This window comes from Deinococcus puniceus (assembly GCF_001644565.1).
In the GTDB taxonomy this organism is placed as follows: Bacteria; Deinococcota; Deinococci; order Deinococcales; family Deinococcaceae; genus Deinococcus; species Deinococcus puniceus.
On the sequence record NZ_CP011387.1, the window covers coordinates 1,864,385 to 1,888,879 of the forward strand.

24 protein-coding genes are annotated in these 24,495 nt (G+C 62.1%); 11 read left to right on the forward strand and 13 right to left on the reverse strand.

Features of this window, described 5'->3' with window-relative positions; genetic code table 11:
* Positions 1-97 precede the first annotated feature (97 nt).
* From SU48_RS08470 to ndk, 5 genes are all read right to left on the reverse strand, one after another.
* Entirely contained in the window at positions 98-874 is a 777-nt protein-coding gene (locus SU48_RS08470) for a nitroreductase family protein (RefSeq protein ID WP_082869841.1), read from the reverse strand.
* 541 nt (positions 875-1,415) lie between these two features.
* Complete coding sequence (locus SU48_RS08475; protein WP_064014878.1) at positions 1,416-1,736, reverse strand: hypothetical protein; 321 nt, start codon at positions 1,734-1,736, stop codon at positions 1,416-1,418.
* A 40-nt stretch (positions 1,737-1,776) separates the two neighbouring features.
* Positions 1,777-2,241 carry a hypothetical protein gene (locus SU48_RS08480; RefSeq protein WP_064014879.1) on the reverse strand — a complete coding sequence of 155 codons (465 nt, stop codon included), beginning with the start codon at positions 2,239-2,241 and terminating at the stop codon, positions 1,777-1,779.
* Positions 2,242-2,319: 78 nt separating this feature from the next.
* Positions 2,320-3,363: a GGDEF domain-containing protein gene (locus SU48_RS08485; protein WP_231881574.1), complete on the reverse strand. Its 1,044-nt coding sequence runs from the start codon at positions 3,361-3,363 to the stop codon at positions 2,320-2,322.
* A 382-nt stretch (positions 3,364-3,745) separates the two neighbouring features.
* Positions 3,746-4,159 carry a nucleoside-diphosphate kinase gene (ndk, locus tag SU48_RS08490; RefSeq protein ID WP_019012198.1) on the reverse strand — a complete coding sequence of 138 codons (414 nt, stop codon included), beginning with the start codon at positions 4,157-4,159 and terminating at the stop codon, positions 3,746-3,748.
* Positions 4,160-4,303: 144 nt separating this feature from the next.
* On the opposite strand from ndk, the gene SU48_RS08495 reads away from it, so the two are divergent.
* The 3 genes from SU48_RS08495 to SU48_RS08505 all read left to right on the forward strand — a co-directional run bounded on the left by SU48_RS08495 (position 4,304) and on the right by SU48_RS08505 (position 8,425).
* Complete coding sequence (locus tag SU48_RS08495; RefSeq protein ID WP_064014880.1) at positions 4,304-6,286, forward strand: ABC transporter permease; 1,983 nt, start codon at positions 4,304-4,306, stop codon at positions 6,284-6,286.
* Positions 6,287-7,201, forward strand: coding sequence for an ABC transporter permease (locus SU48_RS08500; protein WP_064014881.1), 915 nt, complete (start codon positions 6,287-6,289; stop codon positions 7,199-7,201).
* Positions 7,202-7,411: 210 nt separating this feature from the next.
* Positions 7,412-8,425, forward strand: coding sequence for a helix-turn-helix domain-containing protein (locus SU48_RS08505; protein ID WP_064015947.1), 1,014 nt, complete (start codon positions 7,412-7,414; stop codon positions 8,423-8,425).
* Positions 8,426-8,503: 78 nt separating this feature from the next.
* On the opposite strand, the gene SU48_RS08510 is transcribed toward SU48_RS08505, so the two are convergent.
* The 4 genes from SU48_RS08510 to SU48_RS08525 all read right to left on the reverse strand — a co-directional run bounded on the left by SU48_RS08510 (position 8,504) and on the right by SU48_RS08525 (position 13,192).
* On the reverse strand, positions 8,504-9,709 hold the full coding sequence (locus tag SU48_RS08510) for an acyl-CoA dehydrogenase family protein (protein ID WP_064014882.1): 1,206 nt from the start codon (positions 9,707-9,709) through the stop codon (positions 8,504-8,506).
* Positions 9,710-9,897: 188 nt separating this feature from the next.
* Entirely contained in the window at positions 9,898-11,565 is a 1,668-nt protein-coding gene (locus SU48_RS08515; RefSeq protein ID WP_064014883.1) for an acyl-CoA carboxylase subunit beta, read from the reverse strand.
* Positions 11,566-11,849: 284 nt separating this feature from the next.
* Positions 11,850-12,482: a CoA transferase subunit B gene (locus SU48_RS08520; RefSeq protein ID WP_064014884.1), complete on the reverse strand. Its 633-nt coding sequence runs from the start codon at positions 12,480-12,482 to the stop codon at positions 11,850-11,852.
* Positions 12,482-13,192: a CoA transferase subunit A gene (locus tag SU48_RS08525; RefSeq protein ID WP_064015948.1), complete on the reverse strand. Its 711-nt coding sequence runs from the start codon at positions 13,190-13,192 to the stop codon at positions 12,482-12,484. The genes SU48_RS08520 and SU48_RS08525 overlap by 1 nt, the downstream gene beginning before the upstream one ends.
* Positions 13,193-13,325: 133 nt before the next feature.
* Between SU48_RS08525 and SU48_RS08530 the strand changes: the two genes are divergently transcribed.
* The 3 genes from SU48_RS08530 (at position 13,326) to SU48_RS08540 (ending at position 16,316) form a co-directional block, all read left to right on the forward strand.
* Positions 13,326-14,594: an MFS transporter gene (locus SU48_RS08530; RefSeq protein WP_064014885.1), complete on the forward strand. Its 1,269-nt coding sequence runs from the start codon at positions 13,326-13,328 to the stop codon at positions 14,592-14,594.
* A gap of 111 nt (positions 14,595-14,705) precedes the next feature.
* Positions 14,706-15,218: a pyridoxamine 5'-phosphate oxidase family protein gene (locus SU48_RS08535; RefSeq protein WP_064014886.1), complete on the forward strand. Its 513-nt coding sequence runs from the start codon at positions 14,706-14,708 to the stop codon at positions 15,216-15,218.
* Positions 15,219-15,392: 174 nt separating this feature from the next.
* Positions 15,393-16,316 carry a DMT family transporter gene (locus tag SU48_RS08540; protein ID WP_064015949.1) on the forward strand — a complete coding sequence of 308 codons (924 nt, stop codon included), beginning with the start codon at positions 15,393-15,395 and terminating at the stop codon, positions 16,314-16,316.
* A gap of 35 nt (positions 16,317-16,351) precedes the next feature.
* Here the strand turns inward: SU48_RS08540 and SU48_RS08545 are convergent, their stop codons facing one another.
* Positions 16,352-16,852 carry a hypothetical protein gene (locus SU48_RS08545; protein ID WP_064014887.1) on the reverse strand — a complete coding sequence of 167 codons (501 nt, stop codon included), beginning with the start codon at positions 16,850-16,852 and terminating at the stop codon, positions 16,352-16,354.
* A gap of 379 nt (positions 16,853-17,231) precedes the next feature.
* Here SU48_RS08545 and sdhC point away from each other — a divergent pair, with 379 nt between their 5' ends.
* The 4 genes from sdhC (at position 17,232) to SU48_RS08565 (ending at position 20,616) form a co-directional block, all read left to right on the forward strand.
* A complete protein-coding gene (sdhC, locus tag SU48_RS08550; protein ID WP_064014888.1) occupies positions 17,232-17,588 on the forward strand; it encodes a succinate dehydrogenase, cytochrome b556 subunit in 357 nt (118 codons plus the stop codon).
* Positions 17,588-17,965 carry a succinate dehydrogenase hydrophobic membrane anchor subunit gene (locus SU48_RS08555; protein WP_064014889.1) on the forward strand — a complete coding sequence of 126 codons (378 nt, stop codon included), beginning with the start codon at positions 17,588-17,590 and terminating at the stop codon, positions 17,963-17,965. Before sdhC ends, SU48_RS08555 begins: the two co-directional genes overlap by 1 nt.
* Before the next feature lie 50 nt (positions 17,966-18,015).
* Positions 18,016-19,767: a succinate dehydrogenase flavoprotein subunit gene (gene sdhA / locus SU48_RS08560; protein WP_064014890.1), complete on the forward strand. Its 1,752-nt coding sequence runs from the start codon at positions 18,016-18,018 to the stop codon at positions 19,765-19,767.
* 87 nt (positions 19,768-19,854) lie between these two features.
* A complete protein-coding gene (locus SU48_RS08565) occupies positions 19,855-20,616 on the forward strand; it encodes a succinate dehydrogenase iron-sulfur subunit (RefSeq protein WP_064014891.1) in 762 nt (253 codons plus the stop codon).
* Positions 20,617-20,709: 93 nt separating this feature from the next.
* Here the strand turns inward: SU48_RS08565 and SU48_RS08570 are convergent, their stop codons facing one another.
* Both SU48_RS08570 and SU48_RS08575 read right to left on the reverse strand, forming a co-directional pair.
* Complete coding sequence (locus tag SU48_RS08570; protein WP_231881575.1) at positions 20,710-21,087, reverse strand: hypothetical protein; 378 nt, start codon at positions 21,085-21,087, stop codon at positions 20,710-20,712.
* Entirely contained in the window at positions 21,045-21,551 is a 507-nt protein-coding gene (locus SU48_RS08575; protein WP_064014892.1) for a lipoprotein, read from the reverse strand. The genes SU48_RS08570 and SU48_RS08575 overlap by 43 nt, the downstream gene beginning before the upstream one ends.
* Positions 21,552-21,675: 124 nt before the next feature.
* Here SU48_RS08575 and SU48_RS08580 point away from each other — a divergent pair, with 124 nt between their 5' ends.
* Positions 21,676-23,349 carry a glycerol-3-phosphate acyltransferase gene (locus SU48_RS08580; RefSeq protein WP_064014893.1) on the forward strand — a complete coding sequence of 558 codons (1,674 nt, stop codon included), beginning with the start codon at positions 21,676-21,678 and terminating at the stop codon, positions 23,347-23,349.
* Between the two features lie 2 nt (positions 23,350-23,351).
* On the opposite strand, the gene SU48_RS08585 is transcribed toward SU48_RS08580, so the two are convergent.
* On the reverse strand, positions 23,352-24,311 hold the full coding sequence (locus tag SU48_RS08585; protein ID WP_231881576.1) for a glycerophosphodiester phosphodiesterase: 960 nt from the start codon (positions 24,309-24,311) through the stop codon (positions 23,352-23,354).
* Positions 24,312-24,495: the final 184 nt, after the last annotated feature.

The following is a 24,495-nucleotide window of genomic DNA, read 5'->3' on the forward strand; positions in this document are numbered from 1 at the left end:
GCGGCATTGTGCGCGTCAGGCCGTGAGGAGGCCACGCAGGAAAGCTTGAGCTGGCCTGCATGTTCCGCTCATTCTTGGCCGTGTTCAGGAGTCACGTTTAGGAAGTGGGCGAGTCGGTTTCCGGCACGTCGCACGTTTCGCGGAACACGTACTGAGACAGGCGTTTGCGGTGGCGGCTGCTCCAGTCGATGGTAGGGCGCGGCTGTTCGGGGGGCAGGTAGCCGAGGCGGTACACGGCCATCAGTTCGAGGTCGGCGGGCACATGCAGAAGCTGCTGCACGGCGGCCCACTGGCGCGGAATCTCCATCGGCGTACTGACGAACTGGATGCCCATGCCGAGGCTGCTCACCGCATTCCAGATATTTTCTATGGCCGCGCCTAGCCCGAAAATGCTGTAGAAACCGCTGAGTTCGCCGGGGCGGTATTCGCCCTTATCGAGCAGGGCGGCCAGCAGCAACGGACTGCCCTGTACCAATTTGCGGTTGTCTTCGCCCAGTTTTTTGGGTACGCCCAGTTGCCGCATCACCTTCAGGCCCGCGTCGCTGAACACCTGCCGCGTAAAGGGTTTGAGCGGCCCCGGCAGATGGTCGATGTGAATGCCGTCGCGCCGCTCTTCCATCTCGGCGGTGCTGAAGCGGAAATAGCGTCTGTACCGCTCGAAAAACACGCCCGCTTCGATCAGTTCGGTCATGCTTTCGCCCGCGATCCGGGCCACTTCGCCTATCGTGTGCGGGTTCTCGATGAGGACAAAGCGCCAAGGCTGAGAGTTGAAATGACTCGGCGCGGCCTGCGCCACCCGCATCAGCGTTTCCTGATGTTCGCGGCTGACCGGGCCGGGCAGGAAGGGGCCGTTGGTGGTGCGGCGGGACAGCATGCCCTGAATCACGGCGGGCAAGCCGGGTGGCAGCGCCGACTGCACGCTGGGCAGGTCTTCGGTGACGCTCATGGGCGCACACGCAGGGGGAAACGGAAGTGAGGCGACAAGCACATGGCTTGTACGCTAGCAGCTTGGGCGAGAAAGGGACGAACTCTGGAGAACGCAACGCCTGAGTACTCAGTTGCCATCATTGACCTGATCTCGCAGAGCAGCGCCGTTCAGCGCCACCTTGCAGGCTGTACAGAGGAAGAGATTCTGGCTTGGCTGGGACGACGTGGAAGGCTAAGGCCGCATTATTTTCAGGGACAACAGGTCAGGGCAACAGGGAGGTCACTTCTTCTGCTCACTCCTAGAGCATTTGTCCGAATTACAGCATCAGAAAAAAGCTCCTGACGCTTCCATCCTCCCAAATACTCGTTAAATCCACTCACTCTGTTCGGTCAACAGCGAACAACTCTTTCGACTAATGCTCTAGGTTTCGGGGCAAATTGGTGTTCGTTCCCGATCACTTCACTTGGAGTCCTGATTGACTTCTCCCCTACCAAGCCGCCCACATTCCGCCTGCGAAAGCCAACGCACACGCCAGCGCCAATCGCCAGTGCGCCGATTTTCCCGGACGGGTACGGGACATCATCAGCAGCAGGGCCAGCGCGGGCAGCAGCGCCCAGCCACGTGCCCCGGCCCAGAGCGCCAGCACGCTCGACAGCAGCACGCCCGCGCAGACGGCAAAAAACAGGACGTGGTGCGGCCAACGCACCGCCGTTGTCCGGAGGCCCAGTTGCAGCGACAGCCCCAGCAACAGGAGCGCCGACAGTAACGCCGCCGTACCCCATAAAACAAACTGGTGCGCCGCCCTCACCTGATCACCACAACCTTGATCAACACAACCTTAATCGACACTACCGGACGCGGCCAAAAGCGGGCAGCAGCGTAGGTTCTTCCTGTGCCGCGTACCCACGTGTCATCAGGGTCAGGCCCGTGTCGGTGGGCAAAATCAGCACGTCGCGCAGGCGGCCAGAAGCCACGAAGGTTCCCGCACCCTGCGCCGTATTCACCGTTTCCCCGCCGGGTCCAGCCAAAGCCTCAGCGCTGAACTTCGGGGCTTCGATCTGCATGATCCACGCCAGCGTGCGGGCGTCGCTGTCGTAACGCACGGTGACTTCTGCGGCGTCCAGCGGAGGTTTCTCCGTCCACTGCACCCGCCGGATGCCGCCGCCCACGCGGTCTTTGGTATCGGCCTGAGCGTCGAAGGAGCCGCTGGCCGTAAACAGCACCGTGGCCGTCAGGTCTTGCTGCTGTGTTGGCCCGCAGCCCGCCAATGCGGCGGCGCACACCATCAAGGCCAAACGAACAGACAGACGCATAGGCGCAAGATACCCCGGTTCGCTGGCCGGTTCGCAGGCAGAATGCCCCGTGTGCGGCCTTTCTGGCACACCGAATGCCTAGCGCACAGAATTGCGCCCGGCGCGTTTGGCTTCGTACAGGGCCTGATCGGCACGCCCGAACAACTGGTTGGCCGTGTCGTGCGGCCCCCGGTAAGAGGCCACCCCGAAACTGGTGGTGATGCTCAGGCCAGCCAATTCGGAGCCGCCAATTTCACGGCGAAGGCGGTCAGCCAGCACCAGCGCGTCGGGCTTGGCGAGGCCCGGCAGCAACACCACGAACTCCTCTCCACCCCAGCGCCCCACCACGCCGCCCGTGCCGCCCACATTGCGCCTTAAGCGTTTGGCAACAGCCCGCAACACATCGTCTCCGGTGTTGTGCCCATGATGGTCGTTCACCGTTTTGAAGTGGTCTATGTCGCCCACCAACAAGCTCAGGGGCGTTCCAGTTTTGCGGGCATATTCCAACTTCCGGTTCAGTTCTTCTTCTATAGCGGCCCGGCCCGGAAGCTCTGTCAAGGAATCCAACCGGGCTTTATTGAGTTTGGCGTGGTCTTCTTCATGCATCACCAGATTGGATTCGATAAACCGCGTCACTCTGTAACACACTCCGCTGATGACGCCCACGACAGTCATGCCTGCCAACCAGGCCGCCGTCAACTGTGGTGTAGACGGCGGAATCAGGAGCAAAAAGATAAGAACGATCAACAGCGCTACACCCGTGAACACGCTGCCCCAGCGCGATCCCATCAGAACAAAGGCCACGATACAGACACAGGTCATCCATAGGGCAGGCTCGTATGGCGGAAGGTCGTGCTGCAGCAGGCGGTACATTTCCAACCCGGCAAGGCCCGCCACACAAGCGGCACAGACCACCGCGATCTGAAACACCCGGCGAGGCGCGAGGTAAAGGGCCACGAGCGCCCCCAAGCAAATTAAATCCGCCCAGTATTTGCTGTATTGATAGGCCTCCGGGAACACGCCGGGCGGGGCTACGAAAGATGAACCGATCGTGAAAATCAGATAGCCAACGGCCACCAACTGCAAAACGAGTTGACGGGTTCGGAGAAGCTGATTCTCTAAAAGCGTGCTGGGGCGGGTCATGAACTCAACTCCAGTCTAATGTGCCACACCTGACAAATGCCTTGCTGTAAGTGGCACGAGGGTCATCAGAAGACGTTAAGTCTAGAACCCACCTGTGCATCTCCTGACTTGAAGTCCCCGTTCTATCCTCTTTGCCCTCTTGATGAGGTTGGGTGGGCGATGACTTCAGGACAGAGCGCCCGCGTGACGAAAGGGGCACAATGGAACGTAAAGCAAGGGAAGCAGGCGATTCTAAAGAATTCTGCCTACTGCCCTCGCCCACTGTTATGAATAGAAATGTATTTCTGAGGCTCTCGCCGCCGACATTCTGGGGTGGCCATAGTGCGCCGGAACCTGTTTAGGCCCGTTGCGAAGCAGTGGCCGCGCTCCCGAATTCAAGTGTTTACAGCAGTTCGCCGGGGGCGAAGAACAGAGCCAACTCGCGCTCTGCGCTCTCGGGGCTGTCGCTGCCGTGCGTCACGTTTTCGCCGGTGGTGGTGGCAAAGTCGGCGCGGATGCTGCCGGGAGCGGCGTTGGCGGGGTTGGTCGCGCCCATCATGCCGCGCCAGCCCAGAATGGCGTTTTCGCCCTCCAGAGCAATAGCCACCACAGGGCCGCCCGTGATGAAGTCCACGAGTTCCCCGAAAAAGGGGCGCTCTTTATGTTCGCCGTAGTGCGACTCGGCGGTTTCACGGGCAATCGTCATCTGTTTCAGGCCCACCACGCGGTAGCCCTTCTTCTGAATGCGGGCGAGAATTTCGGGCGTCAGGCCCCGGCGAACCCCATCGGGCTTGATCATGGCAAAAGTACGTTCCATAGCGCCGCACAGGATAGCAAACGCGGGGGCAGTGTGCCGAAACACGGCAAAGCGGCGCGGGAACATCCAAACTGAATCGTTTTTGCTCACATTCCGCGCCCGCCGCATTTCCCCAGAGGCAGTCCGCTTCCGTACAATGGCGGGGTGACGTACATTTCTGATTCTCGCCCCTCTCCCGTCGCGTCGCGGATCGCACTGATTGTCAGTGGGGTCGCGGCGGCGGGTCTGGTCTTAACGCCCTTGGCCGTGCTGGGGCGCTCTTTTGACGGCAACGCGGTGCTGCTGCACCTCAGCGGCGCGGCCCTGAACCTGACCAGTGACCCTCAGGTGAGGCTGCCCTCTTCCGGTACGACTGTGGCGCTGGGCTGGGTCACCCTGTTGTTTATGCTGGCCACGCTGGTCGGTGCGCTACGCCGGGAACGCTGGTTTTGGGTCACGGGCCTGCTGGGCTTCGTGACCGCGCTGGCCGCCGTGCTGCTCCTGAACGGTGTGCTGGGGGCAGAATCGGCCCGCATTGCCGCCGACAACACGCTGAGGCCCGGAGCAAAACGCACCCTGCGTAACTTTTACGGGGGCGGCGGCATGAACTTGGGGCTGTTTTTGCCCATGCTGGCCGGACTGATCGCGGCGGGCGCGGGCCTCAGTGCGCGGCAGGTCTGGTGGGATCGCCTAAACCGCCTGCGCGGGCTGTTGGTACCCACTGTGGCGATTGGGCTGGCCATTCTGGTGGGTGCCATCGTGGTGCTGCTGGTGCAACCCGCCGTCAACGGCACGGGCGCGGCGCTGGGGCTGTGGGGCGGCTGGCTGGCCAAAACCGATCTGGTGTATTTCGTGTACTCCACGCTGTTTGCGCCCATTACCCGCCTGAACCCGTTCCTAGACAGCCTCAAGCTGGCGACCCCGCTCATCTTCACGGGCCTCAGCGTGGCGTTCGCCTTCCGCACGGGCCTCTTTAATGTGGGCGCTCCGGGTCAGCTGACCATGGGAGCCATCGGCGCGATGCTGGTGGGCGTCTACGCTCCAGCTGGGCTGGGCTGGTTTTTGCTGCCGCTGTCGGTGCTGGGCGCGGCGTTGGGTGGGGCGATCTGGGGGGCCATTCCCGGCCTGCTCAAAGCCCGCTTCGGCTCCAGCGAAGTCATCAATACCATCATGCTCAATTACATCGCGTCGGCCATCTTTATTTTCCTGATCGGCAGCGAAACCTTCCCCTTCCTGGGCCGCGAATACAACATGCCCTTCAAAGCCGAGGGGTTTGAGGCCCGCAGCGAGGAACTGCAAGAAGGCGCACGCCTGCCCACGCTGCTGCAACTGTTCAACGTGGGCACGGACGGCGCAACCGTCATGAGTCTCGGCCTGATTTTTGGTCTGATCGCCTTTGCGCTGGGCCGCTGGATTCTGGGCCGCCACAAAGTCAAGAACGGCACGCTGCTGGCCCTGATCGCCGGACTGGTCATCGGCGCGGTCACGTGGCGGGTGGGCGTTCCCGTGCAGATCGCGGGCAGCCAGCTGAACGCTTCGTTCCTGATCGCGCTGATCTGCGTGGCCGCCTTCGGAACCCTGATGTGGCGCACGGCCACCGGGTACGCGCTACGTGCGGTGGGCCTGTCGCCCAAAGCAGCCGAATACGGCGGCATCAGCGTGGCCCGTAACACCATTTTGGCCATGACCTTTGCAGGAATGTTCGCGGGATTGGCGGGCACGCACTACGTCAACGGCGGCGCACTCGACGAATACCGCCTGAAGGGCAACATGCCCGCCAACGTGGGTTTCGACGGCATCGCGGTGGCGCTGATGGGCCAAAGCACCCCGGTAGGCGTGGTGGCCGCCAGCGTCTTGTTCGGCACCATCGACACGGGCGGCATCGACGTCGACCTGAAGCTGGAAAAAATTAATAAGGACATCGTGACGGTGCTGAAGGCCCTGATCGTGCTGTTCATCGCCGCAGGCGGATTCCTCAGCCGCCGCGTGACCGATCCGCCACCCCCGCAACTGCTGAAGGCGGTAGAAACCACCGGCAAACCCGACGCAGCGAGGCTGGACGTGAATCTGGCCAAGGCTGAGCAAGGGACGCCACTCCCGAATGTCGCCCAATCCTCGGACGCCAAGACCCGCGAAGGGGGCAAGTAAATGCAAGACCTTCTCGCTCAGATTTTTGGCGTGTCCTTTCTCGCCATCTTTATCCGATCCTTCGTCCCGCTTCTGCTCACAGCACTCGGCGGCCTCTTTTCAGAACGCAGCGGCGTGGTCAACATCGCCCTAGAAGGCCTGATCATCTTCGGCGCACTCACGGGCGCAATCATTACCAAGCAGATCGAGCCTGCGCTGGGGCCGCTGTCGCCCTGGGTGGGCTGGCTGGCCGGGGCACTCGTAGGCGGATTCGTGGCCTGGATTCACGCGCTCCTCAGCATCAAATACCGCGCCGATCAGGTCATCAGCGGCACGGCCATCAACCTGCTCGCTCTGGGTGTGCCGCCCGTTATTCTGGCCGCCCTGTACGGCAGCAGCACCGAAAGCCCCAAGGTGGACTACGGCCTGCCGCTGTGGGGCGTGGGCGAACTGCGCTTTTCGCCGCCTGTGTACTTCGCCTTTATCGCGGTGGCCGTCATCTGGTATGTGGTGTATAAAACGCCGTATGGCCTACGCCTGCGGGCGACGGGCGAGCAACCCGGCGCGGCGGCGAGCATGGGCGTCAACGTCCGCAAGATGCGCTACAGCGCCGTGATCCTGTCGGGCGTGCTGGCGGGCACGGCGGGCGTGTTCCTCAGCATCGGCAACCTCGATTCCTACGTGCGGAACATGAGCGCCGGGATGGGGTTCATCGCTCTGGCCGCGCTGATCTTCGGGCAGTGGAAACCGCTGGGCGTGCTGGGGGCCACGCTTCTCTTCGGGTTCCTGCAAGCGCTGTCCATTCAACTGGGGGGCACCGATCTGCTGCCGCCCACGCTGGTATCGGCCCTGCCCTTCGTGGTCACCATCATCGCCCTGATCTTCACGGGCCGCAGCGCCGCGCCCAAAGCCATCGGCAAACCTTTCGACGGCTGATACGGCCTTCAGGCGAGGGTATAAACGTGGTGGCCGCTCTGAGTAATTCGGAGCGGCCACTGCTCATAGCCGTGACAGCCGAGTGTTATGGAGTGTACGGACACCGCTGGAACGGCTATGACAGGATGGCAAGTAGATCCCAAGTCAGTCCAAGCATCTGCCTCGACAGGGCCACAACAATCATGATGAAGAAAGCGTAAGGTGGTGTACATGAGCTTCGGTTCAACCCTCAAACTCGCCCGCGAAGCCCAAGGCCTCAGCACCCAAGAATTGTCCCTGAAAACCAAGATTCGCGGTGACTATCTGCGGGCGCTGGAGGACGGCAACACCGCGCTGCTGCCAGAGCGCACCTTTGCCCGCTCCTATTTGCAGCGCTACGCCCGCGAATTGGGCGTAGACCCGGCCCCCCTACTGAGCGACTTTGACCGCTTGTTGCCTGCCTCTCCTGAAATCGCGCAGTCGCTCCAGAGCCAAGCAGTACGGAATCAGGCGGCGCGGCGCGGGCTGGGGCTGGGGCCTGCCGCTCTGGCTGGGCTGGCATCCGCCGCCGTCATTCTGGGTGCAGCCGGATACTACCTATTCAATCGCCCCAGCGCCGCGCCAGTGCCCACCGCCGTCGCCGCGCCTCAGAAGACTCCGGCCACCACGCCCGCCCTGACCCGCACCGTGCGCCTGACTGTCAGCAGCGTGCCGCCCGGTGCGCGGGTCTTTTTGGACAACCGTGATCTGGGCAAAACCCCAGTCAAGTCGTTTCCGGTAGATGCCCGCCAAAACGCTGTGCTGCGCGTGGAATACAGCGGACGGCAAAGCATCAATCAGACTATTTCGCTGCAAACGGGGCGCAATTTGCGGGCGCGGTTGCTGCCGACGGCACAGGGTCAAAGTAGCTTGGCCGATCTTAATACACCGCAGGCCGCGCCCAAACCCGCAACGGGCGCAGCGGCTCAGGCCACCCCGCCGCAAAACGCACAGCCAGCCAAACCCGCCACACCTTCGCCCGCCGCCGCTGTGCGCGTCACCTTTTCTGCTCCCTCGTGGACTCGAATTACCGACAAAGCGGGCCGCCTGCTGTTCGAGGGCACGCCCGCTGCCGGAACCTCCAAAAGCTTTCCCGCAGGCGTGATTATCCGGGCAGGCAACGCCGGAGCCGTGCGGGTCAGCGTGAACGGCGGCGCGGCCTTGGCGATGGGCGGCAGCGGGCGCGTGGTGACCCGTTCGTTCTAGAACACCATCCAGCAAGCACCAAAAACAAGCAGGCCCGCTAGGAATGACTTCCGGCGGGCCTGCTTGTTTTTGGTGCGATTACTCAGCGAAGCGCTTCAGCACATCACGGCTGATCACGAGGCGCTGCACTTCGTCGGTGCCTTCCCCAATTCGGGTCAGGCGGTTGTCGCGCCAGAAGCGTTCTACGGGATATTCCTTGACGTAGCCGTAGCCGCCGAGCATCTGAATGGCCTCGTCGCAGGCTTCGACGCCTACCGTGGTGGCGTACAACTTGGCGCGGGCCACCGCCGCCGTGAAGTTCATTCCAGCGTCTTTCAGGTCGGCGGCCTTGCGAATTAGCAGGCGGGCGGCTTCCAATTTGGTGTCCATATCGGCCAAGCGAAACCCGATGTTTTGGTTCAGGGCAATGGGTTTGCCAAACTGCTGACGCTCCAGCGTGTATTTGGCAGCGTACTCGAAGGCGGCGCGGCCCAGGCCCAAGCCCATCGCGGCAATCCCTACGCGCCCGCCGTCCAGCACGCCCATCACGTCCTTGAAGGCGTTACCGCGCTCGCCCAGCAAGGCATCGGCAGTCAGATGGATATCTTCAAAAATCAGTTGGGCGGTGTCGCTGCTGCGGAGGCCTAATTTGTCTTCTTTGCGGCCAATGGAAAAGCCCGTGACCTCATCGCGGTTGAAGACGAAGGCGCTGATGCCGTCGTTTTTGCCCTTGCCAGCGCGGGCGGCGTCGGTGCGGGCCAGAATCACGTAGGTGCCGCCCACGCTGCCCTGCGTAATAAAGTTCTTGGAACCGTTCAGAATCCAGCTTCCATCGGGTTGTTCTACGGCGCGGGTCTGGAGGCCGCCGCTATCGCTGCCGCTGCCGGGTTCGGTCAGGCCCCACGCGCCCAGTTTGGCCGCACTCGCCAACGCAGGCAAAAACTTCTGCTTCTGAGCTTCGGTGCCGCCCACCAGAATATGCCCCTGACACAGCGAATTGTGAGACGCCACCGTGAGGCACAGGCTGCCGTCCACCGCCGCGATTTCTTCGATGATCATGGCAAACGTGGCCGTATCCAAACCCGTGCCGCCGTACTCTTCCGGCGTCTGCGCCCCCATGATGCCCATCTCGCCCAGTTCCTTCACGATCTGCATCGGGAATTCGCTGGTCTGGTCACGCTCGGCAGCTCCGGGTTCCACTTTATTTTTCAGGAAGCTTCGCAGGGCGCTGATGATGGTGCGCTGGTCGTCGTTCATGGGTTCGACGTTGGGGCTGGGGGTGGGCCGGTTTAGGGTGCTGGTCATGTGGAGCCTCCGGGGGAGTGTGTGGGGCGGTCAGGTTGGTGGGTGCTGCGTCTAAGGGTCTAAAGGTCGAAGGTGCTGGGGCGGTTGGGTTTCGGAGTGGGCAGAGCGTTCAAAAAAGTCGTCTGAGACTGCCTTTGCCTTTCTTAGTCTCTTAGACCGCCCACTGCGTATCTGCCAAACCCCTGCCGTCACACCTGAAATACACCCACTCGAAACTCGTCCTGATGCGGATTGCCCGCGCAGGCTTCGAGGGCGCGTATCAGGCGGTCACGGGTATCGTTGGGTTCAATGATTTCGTCTACCCACAAGCGGGAAGCGGCGTAACGGGGGTCAAGTTCGGTGTCGTATTTGGACTTCACTTCGTCGTACAGGCGCGTGAGTTCCTCGTCGTCGGGTTCGTGGCCGCTGCGTTTCAGGGCCGCCAACTGAATATCGAGCAGGGTTTTGGCCGCCGCGTTGCCGCTCATGACGGCGTATTTGGCGCTGGGCCACGCGAACAGGAAGCGGGGGCCGAAGGCTTTGCCGTTCATGGCGTAGTTGCCTGCGCCGAAACTGCCGCCCGTGATGACCGTAATTTTGGGCACCACACTGTTGCTGACGGCGTTCACCAGTTTCGCGCCGCGCCGGATGATGCCTTCCTGCTCGGAGTCGCGGCCCACCATGAACCCGGTCACGTCGCTTAGGAAAATCAGGGGCACGCCCGCTTGGTTGGCGTCCAGAATAAAACGGGCTGCTTTGTCGGCGCTGTCGCCGTAGATGACGCCACCAACCTCAATGCGGGTACGTAAACCGGGTTCGCCGCCCGCCTTCAGTTTCTTTTTGATGACGGTGCGTTGATTGGCAACAAAGCCCACCGGATAGCCGCCCATCCGCGCAAACCCGCAGACGATGGTTTCGCCGTATTCGGCCTTGAATTCGTGCAGCTCTCCCCCATCGGTGATTGATGTGATGAGGTGGCGCACGTCATAGGGTTTGGAGCCGTCGAAAGCCACCAGATCGGTCAGGTCGCGTGATGGGGCGGCTTTAACCTCCGCCCGCCGCCGCGCCCACGGTGCCGGGTCGCCCTGCGCGTACAGGTCGGCCAGCGCCCGCACCCGCCTCAAAGCCGCGTCGTCGTCCGGTTCCTTGTAATCCACCGTTCCGGCAATGGCCGCGTGCATGGAGGCCCCGCCCAATTCCTCGGACTCCACGACTTGCCCGATGGCCGCCCGCACCAGCGCAGGCCCCGCCAGATACAGCCCCGAACCCTCGGTCATGATCAGGGTGTCGCACATGACGGGCAGATACGCGCCGCCTGCCACGCAGTTGCCCATAATCGCGGCAATTTGAGGGATGCCGCGTGCGCTCATGCGGGCGTTCAGGTAAAATACCCGGCCAAAGTCGTCCTGATCGGGGAAAATCTCGTCTTGCATGGGCAGATACACGCCTGCCGAATCCACCAAGTACACCACCGGAAGATGGTTTTCCAGCGCGATGGTCTGCGCCCGGATTACCTTTTTGGCGGTAATAGGGAAAAACGCGCCCGCCTTCACGGTGGCGTCGTTGGCGATGACCATCCACGGACGGCCCCCGATCTGGCCGATGCCCGTGACCGTGCCGCCGCTGGGGCAGCCGCCTACGTCTGCGTACATTTCCCAGCCTGCAAAGGTCATCAGCTCGTCAAAGGGCGTTTCGGAGTCGGTCAGGCGGGCGATGCGTTCGCGGGCGGTCAGGCGGTTTTTATCGTGCTGGCGCTGCTGGGCCTTGGCACCGCCGCCCGCATGCACGCGCAGACGGTCAGCGGCAAGGCGCTCTAATGCATCGGCCCAAGCTGCCGTAGCGGGCGAAAGTTCGGGTTGAGGTGGAGCTTGGGTCATGAAGCCTCCGGGGACTACTTGTGGAAAGGGCGGAGCGGTTGAGATGGAGAGTCTAACAAACGCTTGTTAGGAAAGCGAGGGATGGAGAGGGAGTTGAGTTTCTGGGTGAACCCCCCGTTGCTGACGCAACACTCCCCCTTAGAGGGGAGGACTAAAAGCTGTTGCGCTCCCCTCTAAGGGGGGCTGGCTGCGAAGCAGACTGGGGGGTTTTGACGTAAACGTTGGAAGGTGACCCCCCCCCGTGCCTGTGCAACGCCCCCTTGAGGGGAGGACAACTGCTCTTTCTACTGCTCTTGCACCGCCACTCCTGTCTTCTCTCGCACTTCTTCCAGCGTCACGCCCGGAGCCAGCTCCACCAAGCGCAACCCTGCCCCAGTCACGTCCAGCACGCAGAGTTCGGTAATGATCCGGTCAACCACCGCTTTGCCCGTCAGGGGCAGGTCGCATTCGGCCAGAATCTTGGGTGCGCCGCCCTTGGCCGTGTGTTCCATCAGCACTACCACGCGCTGCACGCCCGCCACCAAGTCCATCGCGCCGCCCATGCCTTTCACCATCTTGCCGGGAATCATCCAGTTGGCAAGGTCGCCTGCCGCGCTGACCTGCATGGCCCCCAGAATCGCCAAATTGATGTGTCCGCCCCGAATCATGGCAAAGCTGTCGGCGCTGGAAAAAAAGCTGGCCCCCGGCAAGGCCGTCACCGTCTGCTTGCCCGCGTTGATCAGATCGGCGTCGACTTCCGATTCGGTGGGAAAGGGGCCGATGCCCAGCAGGCCGTTTTCGGATTGCAGCATGACCCCAATCCCGGCTGGGATGTGGTTGGCAACCAACGTGGGCAAGCCGATGCCCAGATTCACATAAAAGCCGTCCTGCAATTCCTGCGCGGCGCGGGCGGCCATTTCATCGCGTGTCCAAGCCATTAGAGCTTCACCGTCCCTGCTGAAGTGGTACGTTGCTCGATGCGTTTTTCAGGGGCGGCATTCAGCACCAGGCGCTGCACGTAAATACCCGGTGTGTGAATCTGATCGGGGTCTAGCTCGCCCACGTCTACCAGTTCTTCCACTTCGGCCACCGTGACCCGTCCACACGTCGCCACCAGAGGATTGAAGTTGCGGGCCGTTTTGCGGAACACCAGATTGCCCGAAGCGTCGGCCTTCCACGCTTTCACCAACGCGATATCCGCCACGATGCCGCGCTCCAGCAAGAAGGTCTGGCCGTCAAAGTCCTTGTGTTCTTTGCCTTCAGCCACCAGCGTTCCGACTCCGGTTTTGGTATAGAACCCCGGAATGCCCGCGCCGCCTGCCCGCATGCGCTCGGCCAGCGTGCCCTGCGGCGTGAATTCCAGTTCCAGTTCTCCGGCCAAATACTGTCGCTCGAATTCCTTGTTTTCGCCCACGTAGCTGGAAATCATCTTGGAAATCTGGCGGGTGGCGAGCAGTAAGCCCAGCCCGAAGCCGTCCACGCCCGCATTGTTGCTCACGGCGGTCAGGCCGCGCACACCGCTGTCACGTAGGGCGGCAATCAGGGCTTCGGGAATGCCGCACAGGCCAAAGCCGCCCACCGCCACCGTCTGCCCGTCGGCCACGATGTCCTTGAGCGCCGCTTCGGCACTGGGATACAACTTATTCAGTTTGGAACTGGTCATAGGCTGGCAGCATAGCGAATCTGGGCGAGGTACCAAACGGGCGTTAGGGTGAACAAGGTGAGTCGGGTGCAGGCTGCGAGACAGGCAGCAGACCCGGCCCGTCCTATACTCGCCTCACATGACCCTCTCTTCACTCCCTGCGCCCGCCGCGCCCACTGTGTCGCCGTGGACGCTCTCGGCGTTTTGGTTCGGCACGGCGTTTCACTGGCTCCTGCTCCTGATCATTCTTATTCCGGCCAACGTGGTGGGGTTCGTGGGCGAGGCCAACAAAGGCACCTATCTGGGCGCTCTGACGGCGGTGGGCGCGATTATGGCGCTGGTGCTGCCGCCGCTGGTGGGCGCACATTCTGACCGCACGGGCAAGCGGTTGCCTTATATCCGGCTGGGCTTAGCCGTCAATCTGGCGGGCCTCGGCGTCATGGCTCTGGCCGCCTCCCTGATGACGGGCACGAATGGATTCTTGGTGTACGTGCTGGGATTTTTGCTGGTGCAGTTCGGCAACAATTACGCCACCGCGCCGTATAGCGCCCTGATTCCACAACTGGTGCCGCCCAGTTTGCGCGGGCGCTACAGCGGCGTCATGGGCATGCTTCAAGCGGTGGGCCAACTGCTGGGCGCGGTGGTGGCCTTCGCGGTGGGCACGCTGAATCTGCCCGTCTTCGTCTCGTTTGCGGTCATCGCGGTGGTGCTGCTCGTGCCCGCCCTGATCACCATGCGCGGCGTCCCCGAAACCGCGACCCCTGCGCCCGAATTGGCGGCTGGCCCCACCCTGTCTTGGCAACAACTTTTTTCCTACCAGCCGTTCCTGTGGGTCTTTATTACGCGGGTACTGTTTGCGCTGGGCCAGTACAGCGTGCAGCCCTTTTTGCAGTACTACAGCGTAGATGTGCTGAACCAAAAAGACGGCGTGACGGCGAGTTCACTCCTCGCAGGCTGCATCATCGTGGCCTCTATCCTCAGCGCGTTTTTGGGCGGGCGGATCAGCGACCGGGTGGGCCGAAAACCGGTGATTTACGTGGCGGGCACCACGATGGCCCTGACAGCCATTTTGCTCTTGATCGCGCCGGGATTCGGTACGGCGTTGGCGTTGGCAGTGGTATTCGGCCTCGGCTTCGGCGCATTTACTAGCGTGGACTGGGCCCTCGGCAGCGACGCCATGCCCAGCGCCAAATCGTATGCCCGCGACATGGGCATCTGGCACGTGGCCTTCGTAGGGCCGCAGTTTATCGGCGCTCCGCAAGGCGCTTTGCTGGACTGGGGCAACCGTCAGGGCGACAATTTGGGCTACACATTGGTCTTCGGGATCGCCGCCGCCTTCTTCATGCTGGGCGTTCTGCTGGTCAGAAACGTGCCCGATACGGCCCACGTCAAAACGGCCAAAGCGTAAGCCGCGTTCCCTCACCCGGTCTATCCATTTTCTTGACCTAAAGTTCAGAAGGTATTGAGACGGTGCCTCAGCCGCCAAAGTCCGGCGCAGGCGGCGTGCCAAGCTCGGCCTATGAGCGACGATCAGAACGCCACCGGAACAACGCCCGAGCAGAGCATCAAGGCTGTCGCGGCCATCATCAAAGACGTGAAGTTTGCCATGTTGACCACCATCACCTCGGAAGGCCGCCTGCACTCGCGCCCGATGACCACGCAGGAGCAGGAATTTGACGGCGACATCTGGTTTTTAGGCAACAAAGACGCCGAATCGACTGACGATATGCGCCACCGCCCCGAAGTGAATCTGAGCTTTTCCAACCCCGAAAAGGGCAACTACGTAAGCCTGACGGGCCGGGCCGAATTGGTGGAAGACCGCGCCAAGTTGGACGAACTCTGGAACGACTTTTACAAGACGTACTTCGAGGGCGGCAAGGAAGACCCGAACATCCAACTGATCAAGATTCACGCTCACGGCGCGGAATACTGGGAAAGCGACGGCAGAATTCGCAGCTTTATTCAGATGGCGAAGGGCGCGATTACGGGCAAGCAGCAGAACATGGGCAAGAACGATACGGTGAGTCTGTAAACACGGACGACAACTCGGGGCGGGTGGCCAAGGCTGCCCGCTTCTGCTTGCTTATGACTCCCCACCAGACAGCCTATCGGGACACCCACAATCCGGCCCGCGTATGCTCTGGCCTGTGACTCCGCGACAATTCAGCGCCTCTTGGTGGGCCTTCTTCTGCGCTGGCCGCCGCTCATGACGGCCCCTTCTGTGGCCCTGCAACGGCGGGCACTGGTGGGCGTGCTGCTGACCGTGGTGATGTGGGGCGCGAACGTGGTGCTCCTCAAAGCCCTGCTGGGCGGCACCAACGCCGAAACCATCAACGTGGGGCGCTTTGTTATTGCCGGGAGTGTGCTGGTGACGCTGAGTGTGCGGGCGCACGGCTGGCCGCGTTGGGACGCCCGAACGTGGCTGGCGGTGGCCGCCGTAGGCTTCCTCGGCAATACCTTGTTTCAGGCCTTCTTTCTGACCGCTATTCGCGCCAACCCGGCGGGCGTAGGCGGCCTAGTCACGGGAGTCGTGCCGGTGCTGGTGCTGCCACTGGGCTTGCTGCTGGGCCAAAAAGTGAGTGGGCGACAGGCAGCGGGCGTGGCGGTGGCCTTCGCAGGACTGCTGGGGTTGCTCGCGGTTACGCTGCAACCGGGGGCCACTGTTTCGCTGGGCGGGTTGGGGTGGGTGCTGGCGGCAGCGGGCGCGTGGGCCAGTTACACACTGTTCAACCGCCCGCTCACGGCGCAGTTGGGGGCGCTGCCGTTCGTAGCGTTCAGCCTCCTACTGGGCTGTCTCCCTTACTTGCTGTGGGCCGTGCCGCACCTGCATGACCTGAATCAACTTGCGCCGCTGACCGTGCTGGGCATCGTGGTGAGTGCACTGGGGGCCAATGTGTTGGCGTACTTGGCGTGGGCCAACGGAGCCAACATTCTGGGCGCGGCCCGAACTGCCGTTTGGAACACCCTCGCGCCTGCGGTGGCCCTGCTGCTCAGCGCCGCTGTGCTGCACGAGCGATTGGCCGGAGCGGTCTGGGTGGCGGCGGGCGTGATCCTGCTCGGCGCGGCATGGGCAAACTGGCCGGAGCAGAAACCCAAAGTGGGAGAGACTGCCTTGTCTCCCCCACTCTGAATCTTAGATTGTCCAGCATTTCAGGACGGACTGCTTCAATCCAGCTGCATGTCAATGACAGGGGGCTTATCCATTTTGGCGTCTGTTTCCCCTTTCGGCTGTGCAGATTCAGGCTGAGCAGATTCCGGCTGTGCTGGGGCTGCTTCGGGCGTAGGTTCCGGAGCGGGCTGAGGCGGTCGCACACGTGGCGTAAAGGTGTTTTCCTGCGCCGTGATCTGGGCCTGCGTGATAGGCGTCGCGGGCATGACCGACTGGCTTCCGGCCACGCTGACCCAGCCTGCCGTGCCAGACGGTGCATCGGCGGCCTGAGTGGCACGCGGCGCGGCCAACTTGACCGGGGGCAGGGTTGTAGTTTGGGCGATCCGGGCGGCGTTTTGCGTGGCCGCAGTCTGCGCGGCGCGGCGGGCGGCCAGCATGATGGAATCCACCTCGGCAGCCGTCAAGATTCCCTTGGACTGCAAGGTGCCGAGAATAGCCAGCGCGAGTTTCCGGGCGTACTCGCCGTCGTTGGGAGGGGGGGAAGCGCCGAGAGTCATAGGCCGCTACCTTACCCTATTCGTAGCCGAGTTTGATGCACCCCGAATGGCTCACAGCCCCGCCGCATTTGCATCAGGAAGCACGGTGTTTTGAGTCATACGGGAGAGAATAGACCCAGTGCAAAAGAACCGTAGATTTACTGCCATCCCAGACCGTTCTAGGCCAAGCCGTCCTGTGTTTGCCGCGTCCATCTATGCGGGGCAGACTGGCAAAACACCGCAGTGGCAACCTGATCTTTGCCTGTTTGGGTGGTATTCTAGAGCAGTCTGACATGGTGGCGTGAACCTTTCACCCACAGAGGAAACGCACCGACTCGGAAGTAGCCAAGCAGTGATCTGAGCGGTGCGGTAGGCGCGAACTGTTGAGGAGGACTGAGGAATGTACCGAGGAAGAGAGGGGCAGTGGGCCTTCCTGCTCCACCGTCTGTCCGGGCTGGCGATCTTGTCTTATCTGTTGCTGCATGTGTTCAGCATCGGATCATTCATCTTTGGCGAGCGTTTTTATATGGCTATCCATCACACCTATGACCTGTGGCCGTTCCGTATCGGTCTGGTCTTCATTACGGCGGGCGTGGTCTACCATGCTTTCAACGGCCTGCGGATCATCGTCATGGACTTCACGGGCGCGGGCGTGGCCTATCAGCGTCAGATGTGGTACGGCGTGATGGTACTCAGTGTCCTGAGCGCCCTGTACGCGGCTTACCACCTGTATCCCCGCCTGATCGGAGGCTTCTGATGATTCGCGCACGCACCTTTATGGACGCGCGGCAGCAGTCGCACTCCAACGCCGAACTGAACTGGTGGATCTTCATGCGGATCAGCGGTCTGATCTTGATCTTCTTGATCTTGGGCCACATCTACATGACGTTTATTCAGGTCAGTGAAGCCGACGCCACCTTTGATGCCGTGGTGAGCAAACTCAGCAACCCGGCGTGGAAGTTCTACGACTGGCTGATCTTGGCCTTGTCCTTGATGCACGGAGCCAACGGCGCACGCTACTCCATCGAAGATTACGTGCGGTCACGGCCCAACCGGGCTTGGGTCAAGGGCCTGTTCTATACGGTCATCGCCGTGGTGTTCGCATTCGGCACGATTGGTCTGTTCTCCATTTGAACGGCCTTTCTAAGCCGTCACCCTTCTCACCCGAATAAAGGAAACCAACTATGCATCATCGTTATGACGTTCTGGTGGTGGGAGCAGGCGGCGCGGGGCTGATGGCCGCCCTGTACGCCGCCAAGGGCAATGTCAGCGTGGCCTGTATCTCCAAGCTGTACCCCACCCGTTCCCATACGGGCGCGGCGCAGGGCGGAGTGGGCGCGGCGCTCGGCAACGTGCAGGAAGACCACTGGGAATGGCACATGTTCGACACGATCAAGGGGGGCGACTACCTGACCGATCAGGATGCCGCCGAGATTTTCTCCAAAGACGTGATTGAAGCCGTGTACGAGCTGGAGCACATGGGCCTGCCCTTCTCACGCACCGAGGAAGGCAAGATTGCCCAGCGCAAGTTCGGGGGCCACACCCGCGAGTTCGGCAAGGCCGCCGTGGAGCGTTCCTGCTACGCCAAAGACCGCACCGGCCACATGATTTTGCAAACTCTGTACCAACAGAACGTAAAAGCCGGAACCACCTTCTACAACGAATTTCACGTCACCGACCTGATCATCGAAGACGGGCGTTGCCGGGGCGTCGTGGCCTACGATCTGTCTACGGGCGAGATTCATACCTACCACGCCAAAGCTGTGATTCTGGCGGCGGGCGGGTACGGGCGCATCTTCAAGATCACGTCCAACGCGCTGACCCTCACGGGCGACCTGATGAGCATTTACTACCGCAAGGGCCTGCCCCTTGAGGACATGGAGTTCTATCAGTTCCACCCCACGGGCCTCTCTAAGCTGGGTATTCTGGTCACCGAAGGCATTCGCGGTGAGGGCGGAATCTTGCGCAACAGCACGGGCGAACGCTTTATGGAACGCTACGCGCCGACCATCAAAGACCTTGCGCCCCGCGACATCGTGAGCCGCTCCATCATCACCGAAATCCGCGAAGGCCGGGGCGTGGGCCGCGACGGCGACGCCATCAACCTTGACCTGACGCACCTGCCGCGTGAAACCATCGAGCAGAAGCTGGCCGAAATTACGGACTTGGCCCGCACGTACCTCGGCCTCGACCCGATTAAGGACTTGGTGCCGATTCAGCCCACGGCGCACTACGCGATGGGCGGCATTCCCACCGACGTGAACGGCCTGTGCCTCAGCGACGGGCACGGCGGCAGCATCGAGGGCCTCTATGCGGCGGGCGAGCAAGCGTGCGTGTCCCTCCACGGCGCGAACCGCCTGGGCACCAACAGCCTCGGAGACCTGATCGTGTTCGGACGCCGCGCCGGGATTTACGCCGCGCAGTACGCCCGTCAGGTGGACTACGCCACCATGCCCGAAGACCCCGAAGCCGAGAGCAAGGACATGCTGAACCGCATGAAGAATGCCAGCGGCACTGAAAACGCTGCCCTGATCCGCAAGGAACTGCAAGAGACCATGATGAACAACGTGGGTATCTTCAGAAACGGCCCGGATATGGAGAAGCAAGTCGAGATTCTGAAGGAACTGAAGGCCCGCTACAAGAACGTGAGCGTGTCTGACCCCAGCCAGCGCTACAACAGCGAACTGATGGAAGCCATGGAACTCGGCTTTATGCTGGACTGCGCCGAAGCGATGACGGCCAGCGCCCTGAACCGTACCGAATCGCGCGGCGCACATGACCGCGAGGACTTTATGGAACGGGACGACGCCAACTGGCTGAAGCACACGATGGCCTATAAAGACCTGAACAACGACAATAACGTGCTGATCGGTTACAAGGACGTGAGCCTGAAAGGGTATACGCGGGCCTTTGAACCTAAGCCCCGAGTGTACTAATTGGGAACGTGGGAGATGGATCGGAGAACGTGGGAACAACACCGACCACGATCCACACTCCACGGGCCACCTTCCAAAAGGACTGACATGACCCAAGCACAACTCACTCCCAGCACGCCCGCTACCGCTGCGGCGATGATGACCCTGAAGGTCAAAGTGCTGCGGTTTGACCCCGAAAAAGACAAGAAAGCCCACTGGGTGACCTACGAAGTGGAGGCTCAGGCCGCAGACCGCGTGCTGGACGTGATCAACCACGTGAAATGGTACATGGATCCCAGCCTGACCTTCCGCCGTTCCTGCGGCCACGGCATCTGCGGCAGCGACGCCATGCTCATCAACGGGCGCAACCGCCTCGCCTGCAAAACCTTGCTGCGCGACGTGGTGAAAAAGAGTGGCGACACGATTACCGTGGAGCCCATTCGCGGCCTGAAGGTGGAAAAAGACCTGCTGGTGGACATGGAGCCGTTCTTCGACTCGTATAAGGCGATCATGCCTTACTTCATCAACGAGTCGCCGGAACCCGCCGCAGAGCGGATCCAGTCGCCGGAACTGGCCGAGCGCATGGCCCACTCCAGCAACTGCATCCTGTGCGCGTGCTGCACCACCTCCTGCCCGATCTTCTGGGTCAACGGGTCTTACCTCGGCCCCGCCAGCATCGTGCAGGCGCACCGTTTCATCTTCGACAGCCGCGACGAAGCCACCCAGCAACGCCTGAACATCATGAACCAGAACACGGGCGTCTGGCGCTGCCGCACGGCCTACAACTGCACCGAAGCGTGCCCCCGCGACATCCCAATCACGCAACTGATCGAGGAAGTCAAGCGGGCCGTGATGTACCAGCAGTCGTAAAACCTACTCCAACACAAAATTCCAGCACAAAGACGCGGAGGCTCAAGCTTTCCGCGTCTCTTCATGGTGCTTCTAGGTTATGTTCCCTTCAGATCAGGTTCCTTCTAGATACCGCACCTGCTTGCCTGTCCGCTGTGCATACCCAATTTCTGCGCGGGTGCTTTCGCCCACGTATCCACCCACGTTGATGACCAAGATTTCATCGGCCAGATCGATTTTGTGACGGTGAAGGGTGGCGAGCCGGGCCAACGTGTCCGCCTGCTGCACAGCATTCAGATGGGCCAAAGCCTCGGCATCTGGCGTGCGGTGACTGCCGAGACTGAGGACGATTCGCCCTGCCAACGTTTCAGCCAAGCTCGCCGCGTCGAACTGGGCCAGAAAGCGCGTGCTTCCGCACAAGCACACCACCGCCGGGCGCTGTTCCTGATTCAGAATTGCAGGGCGTAGCGCACGCCACCACTGTCGGTGCATTCGCCGTAGCCGTGCTCCTGCGCGTCTACGGTCAGGGTGCAGGTCAGGGTGCGGGAGGCGTTGCCATCGGTGCGGGCAATCAGGTTGCCGGTGCGCGAAACGAGGCGGGGGGCAGGGGTGCGGGCCGTGCCGCCGACGCCGTAGTAGGGATCGCGGTCGCCTGTGCCGTTCCACGTGTTGCCGAAATTGAACTGCAACCCCAGATCGAAGGGTGAGGGCACAGGGCTGGCCGTATCGATGATCACGGTGCGGCCCACGTAAGTCTGCTCACCAATCTGAATGGTCACGTTGTTTTCCAGCCGCCCCGCGCCGCTGCGGGGTTGCAACGAGCCTGCCACAAAACTGACGGTGCCCTCCTGCCCGTTACTGGTATTCACGATGCGCCCGGTGGGAGGGCCGACAAGGGCGGGGGCGCAGGAAGCGAGAGCGGCGGCCAAACCCAGCAGCAGTAGGGGGCGTTTCATATCCCTCTCAGTTTAGGCCGCAGACCTGACGAGGCGGTGAGGACGGAGGAAAGTGGGCGTGGCAGAGGCGGCAATGCAAAGGCGGCGATCCAGCCCAATTCACAGACGGGGTATATTGACGCTCATGCTGTTTCTTTCCGCGCTGCTGCTCGTCGTTGCTTTTCTGGTGGGCAGTTTGCCGCTCGGAGACTGGCTGCTACGGCGCTCTGGCGTGGATTCGCGGGTCAGTAATGCCCACAATCTGGGCATAGAAAACATGTTGCGGCGCGTGGGGCCGGGGCTGGCCGCAGCCACAGCCACTCTGGACGCCGGAAAAGGGTTTATCGCGGTGCTGATGGCGTCCAGCTTGGATAACCCCAGCGTCATGGTTCTGGCGGCACTGGCGGCGTATCTGGGCCACCTGAACCCGCCGCGTGCGCTGTACGGCCCCACCTTGCCGCGTGGCCGGGGCAACTTGGTGTTGCTGGGCGTGCTGGCGGGGTTGTCGGCCACCGGAGCCGTGCCGCTGTGGGCGGCGGCCCTGCCCGTGCTGGTGTTCGCGGCTGTAGCTGGATTCTGGGGCTATATCAGCGCGGCTACCCTGGCGGGCCTGGCGGCGTTTGCCGGGGCAGTAGCCCTGTTGCCGCTGGGGGTTCCGGCCAAATTGGCGGCGCTGGGGTTGCTGGTGGCCGCCACCTGGCGCTTCAAGGAAAACCTGGGCCGCATGCTGGACGGCACCGAACCGCGAGTGGGCGAGGAAGTGCCGATGGCCGGAAAACGCGCCGACGTGGTGGTGGCCGCCTTCATGATCCACCCCATGACCCTCAAGGATTTCTGGTCGGTGGGACGCTTTTCCTGGCTGAAGCCGATGGTGGAACGCGGCCTGGTCAGTGAGGCCAGCGTGCGCCATCTGGCCGACCACGTGCGGCCCATGAAAGTGGGCGAGCTGCACGGCATCCGCACGGTAGAGGGGAAGGAAATTCGCTGTTATCTGCTAAGCAGCCCGCTCCTGCCTGACCGCTTCCGCGACGCACCCGAACTCGCCACCCGCCGCGCCATAGAGGGCGCGAGGCTGGCCCGTGAACTGGGGGCCGAAGTGTTCGGGCTGGGAGCCTTCTGGAGCGTGGTGGGCAATAAAGGCGTAGACGTGCAGGCCGCCGTGCCCGACATCACCATCACCAACGGCGGCGCGTATACCAGCGGCACCATCAAGGCCGCCATTCCGGGCATTCTGGCCCACTTTGAAGGTTCGGGCCGCGATCTGAAAGCCGCCACTGCCGCTGTAGTGGGCGCAAACGGTGTGGTGGCCTTTGGCATTGCCCGTACCATTGCCCCGCAAGTCGCCAAGGTGATCATGCTGGGGCGCGACCTGGAGAAGCTGGAACGCAGCGCGACCACCCTGCGCCGGGCCAACAAGGACACCGAAATCATCACGACCACCAGTTACGACACCCTGCGCGAGGCCGACCTGATGTTTACGGCCACCAGCGACCCGAATCCGGTCATTTTTCCTCAGCATGTGAAACCGGGCGCGTGGATTTTTGATGAAGGACGGCCCGCCGATGTGGACGTGAGCGTGGAGGCCATTCCCGGCGTGCGCGTGATTCCCGGCGGTGTGGTGCGGCCCCCCGGCTCCATGACCACCAGCATCGACTTGCAATTTGGCGAGGGCGCAGTGCCTGCCTGCCTCGCCGAAACGCTGATCATCGCGGCCACCGGCGAGCATCACCGCAAAAGCCTCGGCGCACAGACGCTGACCGAGAACATCAATTTTTTTGTAGAGCAGGCCGAAGTGCTGGGCTTTACGGTGGTGGATTAGAGTTATTGCTCCTCGGCCAGCACGCGCTTCAGCAGATCGGGTCTGTCGGTGTTGATGCCGTCTACACCCAGCCTCAGCAGGCGGCGCATCTCGGCCTCTTCGTTGATAGTCCAGACTTGCACCGCAATGCCGCGTGCGTGCATCTGGGCCACAAAGCTGGCCGTGACCACTTCTATGCCGCCCGCCCGCACCGGAACCTGTGCCGCACGGCCCGCAGCGGGGGCCAACCCTGCTAGGCCCACGCTTCCTAGTCCCACTTTGCTCAAAATCACCAGTGGGCGCAGTTCCCGTTCGGTCATAGAGGTGGTCACTTCGGGGCAGGCGGCGCGGAACTCTTGCAGGGCACGGTCACTGAAGCTGGCGACGATGACGCGCTCGGTCATTTTTCTCTGACGCAGCACGGCGCAAAACGGGGCGGCGAGGCTGGGCGCTTCCTGCTTGATTTCGATGATCCACGGCAACTCCGGGTGGGCGGCCAGCGCTTCTTCCAGCGTGGGAATGGTGTGGCCTTGCCCCCGGTAAGGAAAGGTCTTGCCCCCGTCGCGGCTGAAGCGTGCCCCAGCGTCTAGCGCCCGCACCTGCGCCAGCGTCAGCTCCCGTATCCGGCCTTTGCCATCCGTGAGGCGGTCTACGGTTTCGTCATGAGACAAGACCAGCACACCGTCGGCGGTGGCGTGCATATCGGTGTCGAGCATCTGCACACCCAGCGCCGCCGCTTCACGGAAGGCCAGCAGCGTATTGCTGGGCCACAGCAACTCGCCGCCCTGATGGGCGATATTCCACGCCGGAGACACGAGAAAAAGATTGCCCGCAGGCTGTGCATTCCGCGCGAGGCTGGAGCGCAGGGCTGAAGCCAAAAACAGGGCGATCAGCACGCCAAAAATAATGCCTGCCCACATCCAGCCCCGCCGCGCCCGAATCGCCCGTCTGCGGCTGGCTGGCCCACCTGAAAGTCGTTGCATCGGCTTCAGCATAGGCCGCGCCGGGTGGGTTGACCTCATGCTGACCGAGCTGTCCAGACGACCCGCACCAAGATGAACAACTCGTCAGATTTGCGGCTTTTGTCTCACGGCTTAGGGGATAGGGTGGGGCATTCATGCGTGTCTCTGTCCTCAGCTTGTTGTTTTGGTGCAAACGATCTGGACT